The organism is Bacillus cereus, assembly GCF_002577405.1.
In the GTDB taxonomy this organism is placed as follows: Bacteria; Bacillota; Bacilli; order Bacillales; family Bacillaceae_G; genus Bacillus_A; species Bacillus_A cereus_AU.
This window is the reverse complement of sequence record NZ_NULR01000018.1, coordinates 59,074-79,625: the sequence shown is the minus strand read 5'-3', so window position 1 is coordinate 79,625 and position 20,552 is coordinate 59,074. Positions and strand designations below refer to the sequence as shown.

Below are 20,552 nucleotides of genomic sequence, written 5' to 3'. Positions count from 1 at the left end.
TCTATAGCTTTACTCTCCTAGTTTCACCAATGTGTAATTCTTTTTACCTTTACGGATGATAATAAATTTGCCATCAATTGAATTACTCACTTTAACGTCTGCATTCACATCCGTCACTTTGTCCCCATTCATTAAAATAGCTCCATTATTAATATCTTCCCTTGCTTGACGTCTAGAAGGCTCAATTCCTAAGTCCACTAGCCACTCCACAATATTTTTTGTTTCTTTAGAAGCCTGTAATGTCGGCATATCTTTAAATCCTTGCTCAATTTCATCTGCATTTAACGATTTTATATCTCCACTAAATAAAGCTGCTGTAATCTTAACCGCTTGTAAAAATGCGTTCTCACCATGAACAAACTTTGTCATCTCTTCTGCTAGCACTTTTTGTGCTTCACGTTTATGAGGCTCTGTTTGAACTTTAACTGCTAATTCACCAATTCTATCTTTTGTTAAGAATGTGAAGAACTTTAAGTATTTAATTACATCGCGATCATCTGTATTTACCCAGAACTGGTAGAATTCAAATGGAGTTGTCTTTTCAGGGTCTAACCAAATCGCTCCACCTGCTGTTTTTCCAAACTTCGTTCCATCTGATTTTAATAGTAACGGAATTGTCAACCCAAATACCTTTGCTTCATGTCCTTCTAATTTACGAATTAACTCTAATCCACTCGTAATATTTCCCCATTGATCACCACCACCGATTTGCAGTTGAACGCCTTCTTCTTTGTATAAATGATGGAAATCTAGGGATTGTAATATTTGGTATGTGAATTCTGTAAATGAAATCCCTGTACCTAAACGGCTTGCTACAATATCTTTTGCCAACATACTATTTATACTAAAATTTTTGCCGTAGTCACGTAAAAATTCGATAATGTTTACTTGACTTATCCAATCGTAGTTATTTACCATTTTCACTTCATTATTGCTACCAAAGTCAAATAATTTTTTCATTTGTGCTGTTAATGCGTCAACATTATGTTGTACCTGTTCAAACGTTTGTAAATTGCGTTCCGTTTGTCGTCCACTTGGATCTCCAATTGTTCCTGTTGCTCCCCCAATTAAAATGACTGGATGATGCCCCGCTAATTGAAAGCGTTTCATCATCATAAATGGAATTAGATGTCCAATATGCATACTGTCACCAGTTGGATCTACACCACAGTACAAGGAAATCTTTTTCTTTTCTACTAGTTCACGTAATCCTACTTCATCCGTTTGTTGATTAATTGCGTCACGCCATGCTAATTCATCAATAATGTTCATGTCTTTCCAGCTCCCTCAAATTATAAGTTTTCTTCACTTTAAAGCAGTAAAGAATATAAAAAAGCCCCTATGTCTATAGACATAGGGACGATTTTAACCGTGGTACCACCCAGATTGTACAAATAGTATTCATTCTTCTATTCATACCACTCTTAGCAATGATATCGATTGCTACTCCGCTTGGCATAACCCAAGATACTCCAGAGTGTAATTCACAAGTTTGTTTGTGCTAGGTTCCATCAACCCCTAGCTTTCTCGATAACAGTGACAAACTGCTACTGGGCTCTTTCAATGTATTTTTTATGTTAAATTACAGTCATTATAGTGAATTAAAAATTCATTGTCAACGACATAGAATAATGTTCTAAAAATATTCACTTTTATTATATTAAAATTAAAATGGACTTGTTTTCACTCCTTTAATTCGCTATGTAATGCAAAATTCCGAGCGAATAAATTATATTAAGATATACTTTTATCTTTTAATTTCAAAAATGTTGGAATAGAAATTAGACTTCGATTTATATAATACTAGGAAAACAAAAAAAGCGTTCATTCAAGCTTTCATTCTATTACTTAAAAAAAGTTGAAAATTTTTCCCAGCGCCTATATAAGACAATAGCGATACATCTTCTTCCACAACCATTCCAACAACGTTCACTTTCTCATCTACAGGTAAATCATGTACAACAACTTGCATCTCCCCAGCATATCTGCCGTACAATTCATTATCAATTGTAATGCTGCCTCTTTTTCTTGCAATTGTATGCATCGGTTGTAACACAACTTTATTTCCTTCTCTTGATTCTACAGAACGAATGACATCACGAGCTGGATCTAATCGATTTGTATGCACTTGCTCTACCACTTTTAATACTTCACTATCATTTATAAATGATTGATACCGCACCGGAATAATTCCATTACTTGCAATCGCAATTTCTTGTACACTTTCTAGGCTCCCGCTTATATCTCCAATTAGCACTTTATCGACGTTACACTCTTGAACAAGTTCTAAATACGCTTCAAGCGGGCGCATATTGCGGTGTTTTTCTAACGTCGGTAAACCTTCATATAACGGACCGCGTTTTTCCCGATCTCCCGGAATGAATGCCATCGTTTTTATTCCGCACTCATGTAAATATTGATTTTGCTTTTGTAAAAACGACTTTGCTAGTCCTGTTTCTGGACGCGGATAAAAGTTATGCCACGCTTCTACACGATCTACTCTTATATTTTCCGCAAGTAGCTCTTTCCAAAATGGTTCTGTAATCGTACTTGCGTTTAACGCTACTTGCATCTTATGAGATACACTCGCAATTTCTTTCGGCGTGATGCCGTAATCCATTCGTAAACCCGTAATGCCCCACTCCAATAACTCTTCCACATTTTCATACGATATTCCTAAATGATGTAACGATTTCGGAGAGACATCAACCATTAACTCCATTTCATTTTCGAGAGCTTGTTTCCCAAGTATTTGAATTAACTCTTTATACGTATTTGGATCATCTTCTGGAATATGAAGTGATGTGAAAATAGATGAAAATCCGTTTTCCTTCGCTACTTTCAACCACTCTTCTTGTTTCTCTACTCTCTTTTTTGAAAGATAAATTGAAACTCCTATCATATAAATCTTCCTCTCTATTAATAGAAAAAGAGAAAGGAAATCCCTTTCTCTTTTTCTATATATTTTCTGCCATTTCTTCTTTAAAGCCGAAGAAGTACGTAAAGATGAATCCGAAAGTATATGCAACTACTAATCCAAGGAAATATAATAAATATTTATTATCAGCAATTAATGGGATTAAAGATAATCCTGATACGCCAATTCCGAGTGCAGCTGTGTGCATAACTGCTTGGAATGCACCACCAACTGCTGCACCTAAACAAGCAGTAAGAAACGGTTTCCCAAGTGGTAATGTAACCCCGTATAATAACGGCTCACCAATTCCTAAAAATCCAACTGGCAATGCACCTTTAATTACGTTACGAAGTCGTTTATTTTTTGTTTTTACATAAATCGCAATCGCTGCTCCTACTTGCCCAGCGCCTGCCATTGCAAGTACTGGTAATAAAGGCGTTACTTGCGTTTGATTAATAAATTCCATATGAATTGGTGTTAAACCGTGATGCAATCCGACCATAACGAGAGGTAAAAATGTTCCGGCCAGCACTGCTCCAGCAAACGCTCCACCAATATTTAAAATAGCATTAATCCCGCTTGTAATTCCTTCAGATAAGAAACCTGCAACTGGCTGAATTGCTAACATCGTTACGATACTTACTACTAATACAGTAATGAGTGGTGTCACGATAATATCAACTGCATTTGGCACAGCTTTTCGAACTTGTCTTTCCACTACAACCATAAGCCACGCTGCAAAAATAACTGCAAACAATCCGCCCCGTCCGGGTACGAGCGCTTCACCAAATAATTTTACGTTCGCCATCGCCGGGTTGAAAATTAAAATACCAGCAATTGCCCCAAGAACCGGTGTCCCGCCAAATTCTTTCGCTGTATTCCAGCCGACTAAAATTCCTAAGAATGTAAAGATACCGCCGCCAATAAGTAGTAACATTTGTAGCCATGTAGCATTTGGGTCAGCACCAGCATTTTTCGCAAAGTTAGCGACCCCGTTTATAATTCCTGATGCAACAAGACCAGGAATTAACGGAATGAAAATACTTCCTATTTTTCGTAAAAAGTTTTTCACTGGTGTATTATTTTTCTTCTTAATCTCTGACTTCATCTCTTGCCCAATATCCTCAAGATGATGATCTGCCACTTCACCAATTCTGAGTCCTGTTAAACCTTCCATTTCAGCTGCTACTTTATTTACCGTTCCTGGACCAACGACAACTTGAAGCGTCTCATCTTCAATGACCCCCATAACGCCTTCAACCTTTTTCAAAAGGTCCATATTCACTTTACTTTCATCATGAAGCGTTAATCGCAGTCTCGTCATACAATGAGCTATACCACGAATATTTTTTATTCCCCCAAGTTGCTCCGAAATTTCTTTGGCCATTCTCTCTTCTTTCTTCATAATAGAATCCCCCTCCCTATTATTTATAATGCCTTCTTCACAAAACCTTTCGCGTATTTTAATTTCTCTAACGCTTCCCCATAATCACACTGTAATAACACCATAACAATCGCAGCTTTCACGTTACGTTCTGCCTTTTCGTAATACTCTGCCGCTACTTCATAACTAGCACCTGTTGCTTCCACAATAATTCGTTTTGAACGTTCTACTAACTTCTCATTTGTAGACTGAACATCTACCATTAAATTTTTATATACTTTCCCCACGCCAATCATTGAAGCTGTTGAAATCATATTCAGCACTAATTTTTGTGCTGTACCAGCTTTTAAGCGCGTTGATCCTGTTAATATTTCTGCACCTGTTTCTACTTCCACATTTTGTTTTGCATATTTACTTATTTCAGCATGTTTATTACAAGAAATACTAGCTGTACTCGCTCCCACGCTAGTCGCGTATTTCAAGCCGCCAATTACATAAGGAGTTCGACCACTTGCTGCAATTCCAATCACAGTATCTTTCTCGTTTAATCCGATACTTTTTAAATCTTCTTCTGCTAACTCTTCGCGGTCTTCAGCACCTTCCACCGCTTTAGTAAACGCTTTCAATCCACCTGCTATAAATCCTTGCACCATTTTATCATCTGTACCAAATGTCGGCGGGCATTCCACTGCATCTAAAATACCTAAACGCCCACTCGTACCAGCCCCAATATAAATTAATCGGCCCTCTTCTTCAAAAGATTTAATGACAGTTTGGACAACTTTTTCAATTTGTTCTATCTCTTTTTCAACTGCTAACGCAACCGTTCGATCTTCTTCATTCATACTTTGTAACACTTCTTTTATGCTCATCTCATCTAGTTTCATCGTCTTCTCATTGCGATGTTCTGTAGATAAATTTTCTAACATGTTGTCACCTTCTCTGAAATTTAATTTCATACTTTTATTATAACTTTAAGAAATTTAAAATCAATATTACTTTCTTATTTTATGAAATTTTATTTCTCTTCATGACGAATTTATGTCAATATGCAAAAAAAGATGGGTTTCCCCATCTTTTCATTTTAACTTCCGTAACCGCAGAGCTTCTTCTCTTGTCTCCATAAATTGATCCAATACGTTATTACCAATTCGGTTGAAAGTAATCACATATAAAGCATCAATCATATTCAGTTGCGTCATTCTTGAAGCAATACTCGCAATGCGATGATCTTGCTCTACATCCGGCATACAAAGACGAATGTCTGCCTCTTTATATAAAGGTGATGATTGATCAAGCTTCGTAATTCCGATAACCGTTGCCCCTTGTCTCTTCGCATATTGCGCCATTTCAAGCACATCTTTCGTACGACCAGATGTTGAAATCGCAACAAAAATATCGCCTTCTTTCAAATTTGTGACGAGTGGCAACATCATATGAAAATCTGATAGCATCATCGCCGTAAATCCGAGCCGCGTAAATTTATAAGCACCGTCCATCGCCGGAGTAGCTGATCCGCCTACTCCGTAAAATATGATTTTATCCGCATTTACAATAAGATCTGCTGCTTTCTCAAGTTCCTTCTTATCTATAGCAGTAACACTCGCCTCAATTGCAGCCTTATTCACATATGTAACTTTATTAAACAAATCATACGGTCCATCTTCCGTATTCATCACTGAAAAATCATTAATATTATAATCAGCAATCGTTAATTCACGAACGAGTGCTATTTTAAATGCTTTAAAGCTCCCAATCCCAATCGACTTACAAAAGCGAACAACACTCGCCTCACTTGCACCTGCATTCGTTGACACTTCTTTCGTCGTTAAGTTCGGAACAATCTCTGCATTTTCCATTATGTACATGGCAACCTTCTTTTCAGCTGGTGAAAATTGATCCATATTACTTTCAATTTTAAATAGTAATGTTGAAGCTTTCACTATTTAACCTCCACTTCTTACGGTTGCGTTCACTTATTTTCTCTTGCTTCATGAAGGTAAAAACCATCATCGCCAGGAGGATGAAACACATTTACAATGCGATTTCCTTTTTGATAAACAGTTCTTTTCCCTTCTGTCCACTTCTTTTCCCAACCGTTCATCCAAATCGCAACATTAGGTAAAAAAGCAGTATATTTAAGCTTCTGATCGTACTCACCATCTGCTTCTTCCGAGAAAATAGAAACCGGAAATTCTTTTACTTTTGATTCTTTCCATGCAGTAAATGGTATGCACAATAAAAGGAGTATAATTACACCTATAATCTTCTCCTTAGTAATCTTCACGCATTCCTCTCCATGCCTACATCATATACATAGATTTTACCATAATTACAAACCCTCCATGCCATATGACCATTGCTTTTTACAATAAAAAAAGAGCTTACCTACATCAGATAAGCTCTTTCCTTCTATACGAAATATTTCTTCAAAAGCGGCGGCGTAATAATTGTCGTTAATATAACAACAATGACAATCGCTGTGAAATTTTCTTTCGCTAATAAATTCGCCGTAAGTCCATTCGCCGCGATGATAAGCGCTACTTCTCCGCGTGATACCATCCCCGCACCGATACTAATAGAAGATTGAAGGTTGAATCCTGTTAATCTTGCTCCTAAACCTGATCCGATTAACTTTGTGAAAATCGCAATAAGCGTCATGATGATAATGAACCAAAGTTGACTTCCAATACCTTGAAATGTAATTTCCATTCCAATACTTACGAAGAACACCGGCACGAATATCGCATAAGCAATTGGTTCAATTTTATGTTCTACTTCATGCTTATACTCTGTTTGAGAAATAGCAATCCCTGCTGCAAACGCTCCAATAATGCCTGCAATTCCCATCATTTCACTGTAATACGAAAAAGAGAAACAAATAATAAGAGCTGCACTAATTAACGCTTCCGATACACGAAGTGGGACAAGCATTTTCATAATCCACGGAACAACTTTCCATGCGATAAAAACAATACTTACAAAGAAAATAAGTTTCTTTGCGATAACAAGTGTTATATTCACATCTTGCGTTCCTAAAAAGCTCATAACAAACGCTAATAAAATAACGACAATGACATCATCAAATACAGCAGCACCTAAAATCGTTGTACTTTCTCTCGTATTCATTTTCCCTAAATCTCTTAGCGTTTGTACTGTAATACTAACTGACGTTGCGCAAAGTAATAAACCTAAAAAAATTGCATGAGATTGTATTAATCCAAACAGCAATCCTGTTACATAACCACCGATGAAAGGAAGAATAATTCCACCAGCAGCTACTGCAAATGATGATTTCAAATTCCGATTTAACTCTTCTAAATCTGTTTCAAGTCCAGCCATAAACATGAGTAACAAAACACCAATTTCACTCAGTTCATCGATAAGTTCCGAACTATTAATAATACCGAGTACAGCAGGACCAATAATAATACCAATAATTAATTTACCAAGTACAGAAGGCTGACCAAATCTAACGCTAATATCACCAGCTAATTTCGTACAAAGTAAAATGACGACAAGTTCAAAATAAAATAACATAACATCTTCTCCTACTTTATAAAGTGAAACTTTAATGAGTGGGTTTTCTTTATCCGAAGCGAATCGGTAACCCCCGTCCATTTCTGCAAGTAGTTTCCCCTATTCATCCGCATTTTATTTTTCATATTTTTATTTGACAAAATATTCTGAATTATAATAAAATTAATCCAGTAATTTTAAAAACTACGTACCATAACTGTACCTCCAAATACTTACGTACTCTTTTTTAGTGGGCTCATACTACATTCGCAGTTATGGAAATGAAAAAACGGGGGGAGAGTCCAAAGTGAAGTCATTATTACGAAAAAAAGCGCTTAGTACTGAATCACCAAGGCAGCTAGAAAGAACATTAACTGCACTCGATTTAACGTTTTTAGGAATTGGCGCCGTAATTGGGACAGGGATCTTTGTATTAACAGGTATTGTCGCAGCAAAACATTCTGGTCCTGGTATTATGCTATCATTCCTTATTGCTGCCTTTACTTGTGCTTGTGTAGCCTTTTGTTATGCCGAATTTGCTTCATCTATTCCTGTCTCAGGAAGTGTGTACACTTACGCATATATGACAGTCGGAGAAATCGTCGCCTTCATCGTTGGTTGGTGTTTAATGCTCGAGTATTTACTTGCCGTCGCAGCGGTAGCTGTTGGATGGTCTGGTTATTTGCAATCATTACTTCAAGGGTTTAACATACACCTTCCCGCCATGATCGCCTCGGCCCCTGGTGTAGGAAAAGGTGGTCTTATCGATTTACCAGCTGTTTGTATTTTACTACTCATTACTGGTCTATTAAGTTTTGGTATACGCGAAAGCGCGCGCATTAATAATATTATGGTTCTTATAAAGTTAGCTGTTATTATCGCCTTTATTGTAGCAGGCGCAAAATATGTAAAGCCTGAAAATTGGACGCCGTTCATTCCATTCGGATACGACGGTATTATTACTGGAGCTGCCACTGTATTCTTTGCCTTTTTAGGGTTTGATGCAATCGCAACTGCTGCAGAAGAAACGAAAAAGCCACAACGTGATTTACCAATTGGCATTATCGGTTCCCTTCTTATTTGTACCGTTTTATACATGATTGTATCTTTCGTTTTAACAGGCATGGTTCCTTATACGCAATTAGACGTTTCGGACCCAGTTGCATTTGCACTGCATTTCGTTGGTGAAGATACAATTGCAGGACTGCTCGCTGTTGGAGCAATGACAGGAATGACAACCGTTCTTTTAGTCGTTATGTATGGACAAGTTCGCGTTTCGTATGCGATGAGCCGCGACGGTTTACTTCCAAAAGCATTAGCGCGTGTAAATAAAAGAGTAAAAATCCCTTTATTAAATACTTGGATCACTGGCGTTGTTGCCGCTTTATTGTCAGGATTTTTAGACTTACACTTACTAGCAAACTTAGTAAACATCGGTACGTTAACAGCATTCACGTTCGTCTGCTGCGCTGTCCTTATTTTACGAAAAACACATCCTGACTTAAAACGAGGATTCCGTACACCTTTCGTACCCGTATTACCAATTGTTGCGATTCTTTGCTGTTTATATTTAATGATTAATTTGTCTAAAACGACATGGATTAGCTTTATAGCTTGGCTTATAGCCGGCTTATGCTTCTATTTCTTCTACTCTAGAAAACATAGTCATTTAGCTACTGAAAAAACAAATGATGAAAAGAAAAAAGCATAATAAAATAGCTCGCCTATAAATTGGCGAGCTATTCTTATGCTTTTCGTTAACGATTGTAAAATGAAACATATGCCCAATTTCTTATTGGTGTGGAACACTTCAGAATGCCTATTTCGGTCATACACGGGTTCCACTTTTGCATACATATCTCCTTTACTTCGTCCCCTTCTTTTTCTTCTTCCATGCATTCACACTATCAAAGAAAAAGTTAATAAATAACGTGCCTAAACCCGCTAATAAGAAAGTCATTAAAAATAGAATCCAATTACTTTTATCTTCTAAGAAATAATATCCTACAAGGAGCACAACCGCGATCCATACATATTCAAGAATTCTTTTTAGCTTTTTCTGTTCCAAATTATTCGCTCCCTTTTTCTATACTATTTTTAGTATAACAAAAAAGAAGCCTATCATGATAAGCTTCTTTTTCTTATACCTTACTTGTTGATACTTTTTTCAACGAGTGAAATCGCATGCTCTAATGTACGATTCATCATTTCTACCTGTGCATCTTTTACTTTCGCATCTTTTAATACAGCCTCTGCAACTGTAATTTTTTGCTGTAATGATTTCACTGCACCATCCGTTACATTCGCATCTTGTGCTTTCTTTACGACAGCTTTGGCAGATTCAATGTTCGCTTGTAATTTTTCTTTCGGTGTTTTCGGTTGTTCTACTACTTTAGATTGTACAAATGTTTGATGTGCAGTTTTTAATTCATTATACGTTTGAACAAATTGTTCCCCAGCACTTGCTACATTTTCAAACACTTGCTTTGCATTATTATAGCTTTTCTCTAATTCTTGAAATGCCTCTTTTGAATATTGACCTGGCTTATCACCAAATTCATACGTACCAGCTAACACTTCTTTTACTTTTCCAAGCTCTTCGAATAACGCATTTACTTGCTCTAACTGCGTACGATTAGAAAACTGATTGTACGCTGCTAATACTTCTGAGGAACTTAATGCTTTACTATATAATTTCGCTAACGCAATTTGTCCATTTAACGGAATACCACCATTTCCATTGCTATCAGGATCAGCTCCAAATGCAAATGGTACGTTCGGATGATACACTTTTCCTTGAGCTGGTAGACTATTTACTTTTTTACCATCTACGTAAATTGCTACTTCACTTCCGTTATACGTTCCTGTTAAGTGATACGTTTTATTAGCTTCTAATTTCGTTCCAACACGTTTATAACTACCACCAATATGAGCCCATAATTCTACATTTCCATCGCCTGTAGATTCAAAACCAATTCCGCCGCCCTCTGTATTTTGCAAAATACCTTGCCCACGAATTTCATTCATTGAAAATACAGTTTCTAACGTAAACGAATTTGCTACTTTTTCTTTTTGCGCTGCTGAAAATGGAAGATACCCAAATGTATTAGCTTGTCCATTCAATTTCATTACATTTGTTTTTAAAGCTTTATCATATGCAATCGATACATTCCCTTTCACATCACCTTTTGTACCAAATGGTGAATTATCTTTAAATGTACCATCTAAGAAATTCACATCGAAAACATCAGCCTGTGGCACTTTTACATTCGGGTCAATATCATCTTTTTTCGTAGTAATTTCAGCCGTTAACGGCTGCACACTTTCATTGCCAAATGAATCAACTGCCACGACTTCAAGTAAATATGTTTTCCCGCCATCTAACCCTGCAAGCGTAAACGTAAGATCTTTTGGCACTGGGTCACGGTAAAACTCTGAGAATGCTAACAATTTGTTTTTAATCTCGCCTGTTTGTTTATCCTTTGCTTGTACGCGATAAGAATGAACAAGAAGGTTATCCAACGCTTGTGGGAATGTTACTGTTGCCGCATTTTCTGTTACATTTGATACAGCAAGCTTTGCATCCTTAGCAAAGTATGGCTTTTCTTTATCACGATCTTCTACATGTGTAAATGTGTCTTTCTTTGCTGGTAATTTAATTTTCCAAGGCTCGCCTGTCCAAGAATTTGTATGGAAATCACGGCGATTAATCGTTACTTCTTCATCATCTACTTCTACTAATAAACCTTGGCTTAATGTACTAGCTCCTGGCGGGATATTTCCTTGCACTTTACCGCCTTCAACTTCCATATAACTTACTGAAGATGTACCAACTGATGTAAAGTCTTTTTGATGAATCGATCTCGGATCATCTAACGGATAATGTGAATGACCTGAGAATGTAATCACTTGCGGATATTCTTTTAATACTTCATTAATTTTCGCACTATCTTTTGTTCCCCACTCTTGACTACCGTATACTGTATCTTTAATATGTTGATGTAAAAATACGAAAATCGGTTTTTCTGGATCATCTGTTTGTGCCTTTGCCATTTCTTCTTTTAACCAATTAATTTGCTTATCCGAATAATAACCATGCGTTGTCCCATCCTCTGGTGACATCACGATAAAATGATAACCTTTTACCACGTTATGATAATAAATCGATTCCATTCCTGTCTTTTCTAAGAAACGCTTCTGTGCTCCCTCTACAGATAAACCGTTCCAATAATCATGATTACCGAGAGAATTCATTCGTACCGCATCTTTATTGGCATTTTCATTATACACTTGCATGAAGCGATCATACTGCTGCACAGATCCTGAATCGGTAAAATCACCTACAATCACAAATGCATCCTGCTTCGGTGCTAGTGTATTGAACTGTTCAATCGCTCTTTTCCAGCGAAACGTATCATCAGTTCCACTATTTTTAATATGTACATCACTTACAACCGGAAAAACTAACTTCTTCTCACTCGCTGCCTTTTCTTGCTTTTTCTCTTCCGCCTTGACTGATGTACTCCACGGAATTGATACAAACGCTAATACAAAAACCATTAATAATCCAATAAGGCCTTTTACTTTTCGTAAAGCAGTTCTTTCCACGCGAATCCTCCTCATATAATGAATTAATTACAATGATTATTGTACTGAACGTATATTAACTTCGTTTAAAGTGAAAATAAAAAATATTTCATTTTTGTAAATATACAGTTATTTTAATGTGAAATCCCACATTCCCCCCGATTGGTGCGGGCTGATAATCAGTGGGGATGCCTCCCTCACTGATTAAAGTTTCACTTTATATGAAACAAACCCACTTTGTCTAATAGACACCTATCACTACTCTATCCCAACAAGTAACGCAATTTTATAAGCCGAGTAAACTATTTAAATTTTTCATTTTTTTGTCCATTTATTAACAACATCCTTCATGTTGTTACATTTAATAATAGTAAACAATCTTATGAAAAAGGAGGGATTCCATTGAAACCCCATAAAAACATCGGATGTTTTGCTCCGTTATCTATCATTTGTCAACCTATTTGTCCATGTCCTCCTCCTATCCCCCCGCCTGAACAATGCGGTGCTGAACTCATCACAAATGAGTTTGCGGGTAATATTTTCATTTCAAATGATTTTATTTCTGTTGCTCAAAGACAATCAAAACAAATCTATCCAACATTAACTATTTGGAAAGATGATGGAAGTATTTCATTATCTGGAACTATCTCTGTATACAACAACAAAAACAGTACCGATGCTTTAACTGTACAAATAGTAAGTAATAGTTCTAGTACTTTCACTGTTCTACCCGGTAATACCATTTCATACACAGGATCAAACTTACAATCTGTTTCTATAATAGATATTCCAACAGATCCTTCTACTTATATTGAAGGTCGCTACTGTTTTCAGCTCACTTATTGTAAATCAAGGCGAGACTGCTTATAAGTGCAATCTATTTACAAACAACTATTACTTTTGAGAAAGGCCAAAAGTCCACAAAAAACCGTACAAACTAATGCATAGTTTGTACGGTTTTTATTAAAATATTGCGATATTCTATGATAAAGTATAACGAATCGTCATACAAAATTCTCCTGTTTCTGCCGCCGCTGTTCCAAGGATTGTAACCGTATCAAAACGACGCACTGTAAAGGATGCGCTACTTCCAGATGCAACAACAATTGTTTCCACCGGAGTCCCTGCTATCCCGCCACTATAAAAAACAATCGTAACAGGCCCTGTTCCAGTCGTTACTTTCAAATACCCAGATGCGTAAATATCTTGAGAAATATTATCCGCATAAATAATTTCTGCTGCTGCTGATGCAGTCCAGTCAATACACACTTTATCTTGCACAATCGTTTTTTGTGAATTTGCACAACATGAAAGATTTGTACTACAATTTCCCATTTTAATTCCCCTCTCTATGAAATTAAATATCTTGTCGTAATACAAAATTCTCCTTGATACGTTCCTATCGGAGCTGGTGTCGTAATTTGAATAATATCAAAACGGCGGAACGTAAACGAAATACTTGTTCCTTCAGAAACGGTGAATGTTTGAATAGTTCCTCCGCCAGGGCCTAGTACTGCTACTGTAATTTGGTTTGCAGGACTAACTCCCGGCCCGACATCGTAAGTTAAATAACCTGTTCCAACAATATTTTGGTTCACATTATTTGTATAAACAGTAAACGTACTAGCAGCAGCACTAGACCACGGATTACAAACTTTATCTTGGACAAAATTATTACTATCATCCGGACAACACGTTAAAACTGTTCCTGAGCACTCACAAGACATAGTCTTTCCCTTCTTTCTTTTTTATTCCTTATATGTGTATGTCCTTCAGAGTCTTTTGCCTGTACTATTCATCTATTTTCAAAAATAATCACATCGTAATTTAAAGTAAAACTCCCACCTCAAAACTTTGCTTTACAGCTAAGTTTTAAGGTGGGAATCTTACTGCCCACAAATAGCGAAATAAACTAAATAGATTCAGTTTTGTTTCGTTTTTTCATAAATTTATAGATTAATATACTACCTACAACAATAACCACAACTAGTAATATCGGTAGCATATATTGTCCAACAATATCCGCCGCTTTCCCCCAATGAGGACCTAACTTCATGCCAACATAAATATACAAAGCCGTTAATGGGAACATTGCTACAAATGTATATATACTAAATTTCCATATGTTCATTTTTGCCATACCACATGGTACAGAAATAAGCGTTCGCACTCCTGGAACGAAGCGTCCAACAAACGCTACAACCGGTCCATACTTCTCAAAGAAATCATCTGCTTTTTGAATTTGTTCTTCTTTAATAAAGAAATATTTCCCGTACTTCACTAATATAGGACGCCCTCCGTAATAACCGAGCGCGTATAAAGTTAATGGTCCTGTCGTTCCACCAAGTGTTCCAGCTAATACAGCAAGCCAAAAATTCATATCACCTTCATATACCCAATATCCAACCATAGGCAAAACTACCTCTGCTGGAATAAACTCAAACGTTAACGCTAGCATAACTCCAAAATAAGAAAACTGCTTTAAATACTCAATTATATCTAAAATAATTTGCTCCATACTTTTAACTCCTATCCTACATTCATATTATGCTTCTCTTGCAATTGCACTGGTGCCATTTTTACAATTCGGTTCAAAATGAATAACACAATTCCAATATCATCTAGAATACCGATAAATGGTAAGAAATCTGGAATGAAATCGAGCGGCATCGCAACATACCCTACTAAAAAAGCAATGGATAAGATTTTCTTCTTTATGGAAACCTCTTTTGAAGTGAAAAAGTCAAATAGGAATGGAACAAATCGGCGAACATGAAATACAACTCTTAATCTACTAATAAGTTTTTTCATTTTTATATCTCCTCTCTTTGTATACAAAAAGGACCCTACCAAATATGGTAAGGGTCCTAAAAAAGACAGAAAGGGGCCTCTACCATTGCTGGTAAAGGTCTCACTAACAACGAAACGTTGCCAATAAAGCCGAGGGTTTCTCCCTGTAATGACGACTTTACTGTAATAAGTTACTCCCCTTTAGATACACAATTTTATACAATCACATTAAAATATTTAGAGAGGCTTGTCAATATTTTTTTATTTGTATTAATACCATTACATGATAAAAGACTCTATTCCCCATTCTTTTCCGAAACAATTTGGAGCTTTAAACGATCGGGATCATAGAAGGTTATTCTTACTTCTTCACCATCGTATTCCTCCACAAATGATATACGATAAAATTCTAATTTTTTCTTTATCCGCTCGATATTTGTAGTTTTTAAAAATAGTTCCTTCACTGATGATGTGACAGTCTCTCTATACACTCCCAGTCCCCTGTTTACAACAAAACAAATTCTCGTTGAACCAATATCATACCAAACACCTGTTACACGTAATTGTGGTCTCTCCTTACTCGGTTTAAAACCTAGAATCCCTTCATAAAAATATAATGTTTCCTTTAAGTTTTTAGATTCTAATACAACACTTGTTGTAATCCTTTCCATCCGCACTCCTCCTGTCTCTATTAGTTTTCTATATGAGTCATAATTTACAATTATGTACGAATACAATACATAGTGATCAATATTTCATTAATAAAGGAGGAGTGTAACATGGATAAATACATGAAATCCTACATACCTTTTCATGGACCAAACGATCCTTGCCCTCCAATTGGAAAAAAATATTACTCAACTCCCCCACACCTATTTATGGGCTTTCAACCACCTAACTTACCACAATTTCCACCAAAAGAAGCTTTAAGAAAAGGAACTCTATGGCCTGCTTTTTATGATTATTATGAAAATCCTTACAAAAAAGGACGGTGAATAAAAACGTGACACAAACATTGCCGGATGAATATTACAAATGGATTGAAGAACTACAAGAGCTAGACTTCGTATTAGTGGAGCTTACCCTCTATTTAGATACGCATCCCGATGATACTGCGGCTATAAATCAATTCAATGATTTCTCCTATAAACGAAGAGTATTACAGCAAAAAATTGAAGAAAAATACGGGCCACTTCAGCAGTTTGGAAATAGTTATTCTAACGCTCCATGGGAATGGAGCAAAGGACCTTGGCCATGGCAAATATAAAGGAGAGAAAATATGTGGATTTATGAAAAAAAATTACAATATCCTGTTAAAGTAAGCACCTGTAATCCAGCACTCGCAAAATTATTAGTTGAACAGTACGGTGGTGCAGACGGTGAATTGGCTGCTGCTCTGCGCTACTTAAATCAGCGTTATACTATTCCTGACAAAGTCGTTGGCTTGCTGACCGATATTGGCACCGAAGAGTTCGCACACCTAGAAATGATAGCCACAATGATTTATAAATTAACAAAAGATGCGACACCAGAACAAATGAAAGCTGCCGGATTAGACGCACAGTACGCTAATCACGATAGTGCCTTGTTTTATCATAATGCCGGCGGTGTTCCCTTTACTGCTACTTATATTCAAGCAAAAGGAGACCCTATCGCAGATTTATATGAAGATATTGCCGCTGAAGAAAAAGCACGGGCAACTTATCAATGGCTAATTGATTTATCAGATGATCCCGACATAAATGACAGCTTACGCTTTTTACGCGAACGAGAAATTGTCCATTCACAACGTTTCCGGGAAGCTGTTGAAATTTTAAAAGAAGAACGCGATAAAAAGATTTACTTTTAACACACATATCTTCGTGGTATGTGTTTTTTTATGTTAAAAGTTAAATCCTTCCTTATTAACATATAAATAGTATATTTATTCAGTTTTACGCATTATTTTAAAATATTTTCAAAATCCCCTATTGCTTTCTAGTCATCAGACCTTTAAAATAATAACAGTTACTCGACAAATTATTTGAATTTTCGACAAAAACACTCATTAGGAGGATTTTCTTTATATGCGTACAACTTTAAAACCAGCGCAAATTCTTTCGATTAGTCTATTGCTATTCGCAGTCTTCTTTGGTGCTGGTAATATGATTTTCCCGCCTCTTCTCGGACTTTCTTCTGGAGAAAACATGTGGGTTTCCATTACAGGGTTTATTATTACAGACGTCGGTTTATCTTTACTGGCTATCGTCGCTGTTGCCCTTGCCGGTGGTAGTTTCAACACTTTAGCGAGCCGTGTTCATCCAAAATTCGCAGCAGTATTCGCTATCATTATTTATCTTTCAATCGGCCCACTATTTGTTATTCCACGAACTGGATCTGTATCTTACGAAATTGGGATCGCACCACTTTTCCCAGATCAATGGTATTCTATGTTAGTTTTTAGCGCTATTTTCTTTACAGTCGTTTACTTCCTATCATTAAATCCATCCAAATTAGTAGATCATATCGGTAAAATATTAACACCAATTTTGCTTGGAATTATTGCAATTATGGCAACAAAAGCAATTCTTTCACCAGTATCGTTCGCAGAACCTGTTGGTGACTATAAAGAAATCCCATTTTTCAAAGGGTTTCTAGAAGGCTTTTTAACATTAGATGCAATCGGTGCTCTCGTATTATCAACGATTGTTGTAAATGCCATTCGCCAAAACGGTATACAAGATAAAAAGTCCATTGCGAAATATACAATTATTTGCGGAAGCATTGCAGCCCTTTTCTTAACGATTGTTTATTTCTTACTCGGTTATATCGGTGCTTCAAACGGAAACTTAGGACAATTCGAAAACGGTGGTCAGCTATTAGCTACTGTCATGTATCAATTCTTTGGGACAAGCGGTAATGTTTTATTAAGTATCGCGATTATAGCTGCTTGTTTAACGACTGCAATCGGTGTTGTAAGTGCATTCGCCAACTACTTCACAACAGTATTAACAAACGTTTCATACAAGAAACTTGTACTATACGTTTGTCTCTTTAGCTTCGTTATCTCAAACTTAGGTTTAAGTTTATTAATCAAAATTACATTACCTGTATTAATCATTTTGTATCCAATTACAATCATTTTAATTGTCGTATCATTTATTGATAAATATACGAAACGTAAACCTTCTGTCTACATCGGAGCGATGATTGCCGCATTCCTTATTAGCTGTATTCACGCACTTGATAATGTGGGAATGATACCAAGTTTTATTGCTAATATCGTACACACAATTCCTTTTTATAACTTAGGAATTGGTTGGATCATTCCAGCCATCATCGGCGGCATAATCGGATACTATATTCCACAAACAGAAGTTGAAGGTGAAGTTTCTACGAAATAAAGAAGAAGCAAGCATTGATTATGCTTGCTTCTTTTCTATTTTCACATCGTATGTTTAAACGTAAACAACTCTTCTTTTGACTGCACAGCAGATTGTTCCTCTTCTACATTTGTCTTCTTTATCTCTCCACCTAACCTTACTTTCATCATCGCTTCTTCTATACTTTTCACAATCATATTCCCTGAAAAAATAGTAAGTCCGAAAAATGTAATTGGGACAAGAGGAATCCATGGATGCACTGTTAAGGATCTAAAATAGACTCCTATTAAACCTGACCATTCATGTGTGTAAGAGTCTATTTCTTCTACCGGTCCTAAAAATTTAACAGTTCCGCCAAAGAACACTTCCAGTAACCCTAAGTGCAGTAAAATAGTAAGAGTCTGCGTAAACTGTTGAAGAAATACAAGTATAAACGTCATATAGAGATGCGGAAAAAGATGCTTTATAACAATATGTCTTCTCGATCCACCTAATATGCGTGCGGCATCAATAAATTCTTCCGTTTGTAATTTACGAACTTCCTTCGCAACATACAGTGCAATAACTGGCATCGCAAGCATTACAAGTAATACAACTTGAAACAAAGCCCTTTCAAAAAAAGTTGTTGTTTCCTCTCCACTTCCAAAGCTATTCACAGATTGAAGAAAGAAATACGCAATCATAACTGTCGGAATAACTGTGAAACTATCAAAAAAAGCCTCAATCTTCGAAAAGCCTCTTTTTATATATGTTCCGAGTACAACACCGAAAAACACACCTATTACCATTCTAAGTGCCGCAATTAAAAGAGATATACCAATCGTCCACTTTGCTCCCTCAATTACTAAATGTAAAAGGTCATATCCTTTCCAGTCTGTCCCGAGTAAAAATTGTAATGAAGGTGAAAACGGGGGCACTTCTGGGTTTCCAGCCGCATCATATTGCAGTGTAACTTTTCTGATTTGCCCATCATTCCATATCGTATTTCCGATGCTCAAAAGAACTAATATGAGAAGAAACCCAATGCTTATCCAAAATCTTTTATCGCGTTTTATATACGTCCACATATTATAATCTCTCCTTCATCGCAGCTGGAACGAGATAATGAAACAGTTTAAATAAAATAAAAATCGGAATATAAATAAGCAGTACACTAACGATGAAAACCTCAATCCTAATATCCGGATACGATTTCAAAAACATAAAAATACCACCCGTATTAAAAATCCATTCTATAATATATAAATTTGATAACATAAACCAAATATTCGTTTTTGCAAAGAAAAGTGTACTAAGAAACACATTTCGCAAAATATGACGATTTAAAATATGAAAACGATCCAACCCCTTTGCCTTAGCAAATAATACATAATCTTTTTCTAGCTCATTTTCAAAACGAAGCACTAACAGTTTTACAAACACAATCGTAGTCGGGATACTCAAACAAAATATTGGCAATCCTCTAATGGACTCGCCTCCAATTGCCGCAATTTTAAAAGGTAAAAAACCTGTTTGTTTAAAAAACCATATAACTAAAATTTGTGATCCTAAAATAAGAAGAATGTCTGGAATGGATTCTAGAAAGATGAGAAACGATTTAATTCGATGTTGTATACGCGGTGAACTACTCATAATCATATAAACGATACAAAATGCTACCAATAGTGAAACGCAAAATGCAGACAAGAAAATAACCATTGTTTCTTTATAATGAACAAACAACTGTGGAAATAAAAATTTATCACTTGCATATTGCATATTGGAAATATCCATTAATTTCGCAAATACTTCTTTTAGACTCTTTATGTACGCTGATACATTCAGCTCAAATCCATAAAATAATTTCGGCAGTGCCCCTAAAAAAATAATACCCAAAATTGAAATGATAAATTGAATTGTCATTTCCATCCCATTCAAAAAAACTTTCTTTACCATTTTCCCCCTTCTCTCTATATAATTTACTCTTTAATTTTATTCTTAATTTTCTGAATTG

General features: G+C 36.1%; 22 protein-coding genes and 1 other annotated feature. Of the genes, 6 read left to right on the top strand and 16 right to left on the bottom strand.

Annotation, left to right across the window (positions count from 1 at the left end; translation table 11 throughout):
• Positions 1-9: 9 nt before the first annotated feature.
• From tyrS to COC96_RS21675, 7 genes are all read right to left on the bottom strand, one after another.
• Positions 10-1,272: a tyrosine--tRNA ligase gene (tyrS, locus tag COC96_RS21705; RefSeq protein ID WP_001021069.1), complete on the bottom strand. Its 1,263-nt coding sequence runs from the start codon at positions 1,270-1,272 to the stop codon at positions 10-12.
• 80 nt (positions 1,273-1,352) lie between these two features.
• Positions 1,353-1,573 (bottom strand) — a binding site (T-box leader).
• Between the two features lie 255 nt (positions 1,574-1,828).
• Positions 1,829-2,902: a DUF871 domain-containing protein gene (locus COC96_RS21700; protein ID WP_098268729.1), complete on the bottom strand. Its 1,074-nt coding sequence runs from the start codon at positions 2,900-2,902 to the stop codon at positions 1,829-1,831.
• Between the two features lie 55 nt (positions 2,903-2,957).
• Complete coding sequence (locus COC96_RS21695; protein WP_097904028.1) at positions 2,958-4,322, bottom strand: PTS transporter subunit EIIC; 1,365 nt, start codon at positions 4,320-4,322, stop codon at positions 2,958-2,960.
• 23 nt (positions 4,323-4,345) lie between these two features.
• Positions 4,346-5,230 (bottom strand): N-acetylmuramic acid 6-phosphate etherase, encoded by an 885-nt coding sequence (gene murQ, locus COC96_RS21690; protein WP_098769328.1) that lies wholly within the window; start codon positions 5,228-5,230, stop codon positions 4,346-4,348.
• Positions 5,231-5,380: 150 nt separating this feature from the next.
• Entirely contained in the window at positions 5,381-6,244 is an 864-nt protein-coding gene (locus COC96_RS21685) for a MurR/RpiR family transcriptional regulator (protein WP_098268727.1), read from the bottom strand.
• Between the two features lie 29 nt (positions 6,245-6,273).
• Complete coding sequence (locus COC96_RS21680; RefSeq protein WP_098769327.1) at positions 6,274-6,588, bottom strand: outer surface protein; 315 nt, start codon at positions 6,586-6,588, stop codon at positions 6,274-6,276.
• A 125-nt stretch (positions 6,589-6,713) separates the two neighbouring features.
• Positions 6,714-7,922, bottom strand: a complete 1,209-nt coding sequence (locus COC96_RS21675; protein ID WP_098769326.1) for a cation:proton antiporter — start codon at positions 7,920-7,922, stop codon at positions 6,714-6,716.
• Between the two features lie 205 nt (positions 7,923-8,127).
• Between COC96_RS21675 and COC96_RS21665 the strand changes: the two genes are divergently transcribed.
• Positions 8,128-9,531: an amino acid permease gene (locus COC96_RS21665; RefSeq protein ID WP_098268724.1), complete on the top strand. Its 1,404-nt coding sequence runs from the start codon at positions 8,128-8,130 to the stop codon at positions 9,529-9,531.
• Between the two features lie 153 nt (positions 9,532-9,684).
• Here COC96_RS21665 and COC96_RS21660 read toward each other — a convergent pair whose 3' ends face one another.
• Both COC96_RS21660 and COC96_RS21655 read right to left on the bottom strand, forming a co-directional pair.
• Positions 9,685-9,888 carry a hypothetical protein gene (locus COC96_RS21660; RefSeq protein ID WP_098268723.1) on the bottom strand — a complete coding sequence of 68 codons (204 nt, stop codon included), beginning with the start codon at positions 9,886-9,888 and terminating at the stop codon, positions 9,685-9,687.
• Positions 9,889-9,968: 80 nt separating this feature from the next.
• Complete coding sequence (locus COC96_RS21655; RefSeq protein ID WP_141536029.1) at positions 9,969-12,428, bottom strand: LamG-like jellyroll fold domain-containing protein; 2,460 nt, start codon at positions 12,426-12,428, stop codon at positions 9,969-9,971.
• 381 nt (positions 12,429-12,809) lie between these two features.
• On the opposite strand from COC96_RS21655, the gene COC96_RS21650 reads away from it, so the two are divergent.
• Positions 12,810-13,277, top strand: a complete 468-nt coding sequence (locus tag COC96_RS21650) for an S-Ena type endospore appendage (RefSeq protein WP_098268721.1) — start codon at positions 12,810-12,812, stop codon at positions 13,275-13,277.
• A gap of 111 nt (positions 13,278-13,388) precedes the next feature.
• Here the strand turns inward: COC96_RS21650 and COC96_RS21645 are convergent, their stop codons facing one another.
• From COC96_RS21645 to COC96_RS21625, 5 genes are all read right to left on the bottom strand, one after another.
• The gene (locus COC96_RS21645; protein WP_098769325.1) at positions 13,389-13,742 is read right to left on the bottom strand and encodes a DUF3992 domain-containing protein; all 354 of its coding nucleotides are present in this window, start codon (positions 13,740-13,742) and stop codon (positions 13,389-13,391) included.
• Between the two features lie 14 nt (positions 13,743-13,756).
• Positions 13,757-14,134 (bottom strand): DUF3992 domain-containing protein, encoded by a 378-nt coding sequence (locus COC96_RS21640; RefSeq protein WP_098268719.1) that lies wholly within the window; start codon positions 14,132-14,134, stop codon positions 13,757-13,759.
• A gap of 185 nt (positions 14,135-14,319) precedes the next feature.
• Positions 14,320-14,925, bottom strand: a complete 606-nt coding sequence (locus COC96_RS21635; RefSeq protein WP_097904019.1) for a DedA family protein — start codon at positions 14,923-14,925, stop codon at positions 14,320-14,322.
• 11 nt (positions 14,926-14,936) lie between these two features.
• Positions 14,937-15,218, bottom strand: coding sequence for a YkvA family protein (locus COC96_RS21630; protein ID WP_098268718.1), 282 nt, complete (start codon positions 15,216-15,218; stop codon positions 14,937-14,939).
• Between the two features lie 275 nt (positions 15,219-15,493).
• Positions 15,494-15,868 (bottom strand): VOC family protein, encoded by a 375-nt coding sequence (locus COC96_RS21625; protein ID WP_098769324.1) that lies wholly within the window; start codon positions 15,866-15,868, stop codon positions 15,494-15,496.
• Positions 15,869-15,976: 108 nt separating this feature from the next.
• Here COC96_RS21625 and COC96_RS21620 point away from each other — a divergent pair, with 108 nt between their 5' ends.
• From COC96_RS21620 to brnQ2, 4 genes are all read left to right on the top strand, one after another.
• A complete protein-coding gene (locus COC96_RS21620) occupies positions 15,977-16,192 on the top strand; it encodes a spore coat associated protein CotJA (RefSeq protein WP_098268716.1) in 216 nt (71 codons plus the stop codon).
• An 8-nt stretch (positions 16,193-16,200) separates the two neighbouring features.
• On the top strand, positions 16,201-16,464 hold the full coding sequence (locus tag COC96_RS21615; RefSeq protein ID WP_136699588.1) for a spore coat protein CotJB: 264 nt from the start codon (positions 16,201-16,203) through the stop codon (positions 16,462-16,464).
• A gap of 12 nt (positions 16,465-16,476) precedes the next feature.
• A complete protein-coding gene (gene cotJC, locus COC96_RS21610; protein ID WP_000265284.1) occupies positions 16,477-17,046 on the top strand; it encodes a spore coat protein CotJC in 570 nt (189 codons plus the stop codon).
• Between the two features lie 217 nt (positions 17,047-17,263).
• On the top strand, positions 17,264-18,580 hold the full coding sequence (gene brnQ2 / locus COC96_RS21605) for a branched-chain amino acid transport system II carrier protein BrnQ2 (RefSeq protein WP_098769323.1): 1,317 nt from the start codon (positions 17,264-17,266) through the stop codon (positions 18,578-18,580).
• A gap of 41 nt (positions 18,581-18,621) precedes the next feature.
• Here the strand turns inward: brnQ2 and COC96_RS21600 are convergent, their stop codons facing one another.
• Positions 18,622-19,626 (bottom strand): ABC transporter permease, encoded by a 1,005-nt coding sequence (locus tag COC96_RS21600; protein WP_098769322.1) that lies wholly within the window; start codon positions 19,624-19,626, stop codon positions 18,622-18,624.
• A gap of 1 nt (position 19,627) precedes the next feature.
• Positions 19,628-20,494: an ABC transporter permease subunit gene (locus COC96_RS21595; protein ID WP_098268713.1), complete on the bottom strand. Its 867-nt coding sequence runs from the start codon at positions 20,492-20,494 to the stop codon at positions 19,628-19,630.
• Between the last annotated feature and the right edge of the window lie 58 nt (positions 20,495-20,552).

What these genes read in the sequence shown, in the direction of transcription:
- tyrS (WP_001021069.1), bottom strand. Translation starts at nt 1,272, where the DNA reads ATGAACATTATTGATGAATTAGCATGGCGTGACGCAATTAATCAACAA.
- COC96_RS21700 (WP_098268729.1), bottom strand. Translation starts at nt 2,902, where the DNA reads ATGATAGGAGTTTCAATTTATCTTTCAAAAAAGAGAGTAGAGAAACAA.
- COC96_RS21695 (WP_097904028.1), bottom strand. Translation starts at nt 4,322, where the DNA reads ATGAAGAAAGAAGAGAGAATGGCCAAAGAAATTTCGGAGCAACTTGGG.
- murQ (WP_098769328.1), bottom strand. Translation starts at nt 5,230, where the DNA reads ATGTTAGAAAATTTATCTACAGAACATCGCAATGAGAAGACGATGAAA.
- COC96_RS21675 (WP_098769326.1), bottom strand. Translation starts at nt 7,922, where the DNA reads ATGGACGGGGGTTACCGATTCGCTTCGGATAAAGAAAACCCACTCATT.
- COC96_RS21645 (WP_098769325.1), bottom strand. Translation starts at nt 13,742, where the DNA reads ATGGGAAATTGTAGTACAAATCTTTCATGTTGTGCAAATTCACAAAAA.
- COC96_RS21640 (WP_098268719.1), bottom strand. Translation starts at nt 14,134, where the DNA reads ATGTCTTGTGAGTGCTCAGGAACAGTTTTAACGTGTTGTCCGGATGAT.
- COC96_RS21635 (WP_097904019.1), bottom strand. Translation starts at nt 14,925, where the DNA reads ATGGAGCAAATTATTTTAGATATAATTGAGTATTTAAAGCAGTTTTCT.
- COC96_RS21630 (WP_098268718.1), bottom strand. Translation starts at nt 15,218, where the DNA reads ATGAAAAAACTTATTAGTAGATTAAGAGTTGTATTTCATGTTCGCCGA.
- COC96_RS21625 (WP_098769324.1), bottom strand. Translation starts at nt 15,868, where the DNA reads ATGGAAAGGATTACAACAAGTGTTGTATTAGAATCTAAAAACTTAAAG.
- COC96_RS21620 (WP_098268716.1), top strand. Translation starts at nt 15,977, where the DNA reads ATGGATAAATACATGAAATCCTACATACCTTTTCATGGACCAAACGAT.
- cotJC (WP_000265284.1), top strand. Translation starts at nt 16,477, where the DNA reads ATGTGGATTTATGAAAAAAAATTACAATATCCTGTTAAAGTAAGCACC.
- brnQ2 (WP_098769323.1), top strand. Translation starts at nt 17,264, where the DNA reads ATGCGTACAACTTTAAAACCAGCGCAAATTCTTTCGATTAGTCTATTG.
- COC96_RS21600 (WP_098769322.1), bottom strand. Translation starts at nt 19,626, where the DNA reads ATGTGGACGTATATAAAACGCGATAAAAGATTTTGGATAAGCATTGGG.
- COC96_RS21595 (WP_098268713.1), bottom strand. Translation starts at nt 20,494, where the DNA reads ATGGTAAAGAAAGTTTTTTTGAATGGGATGGAAATGACAATTCAATTT.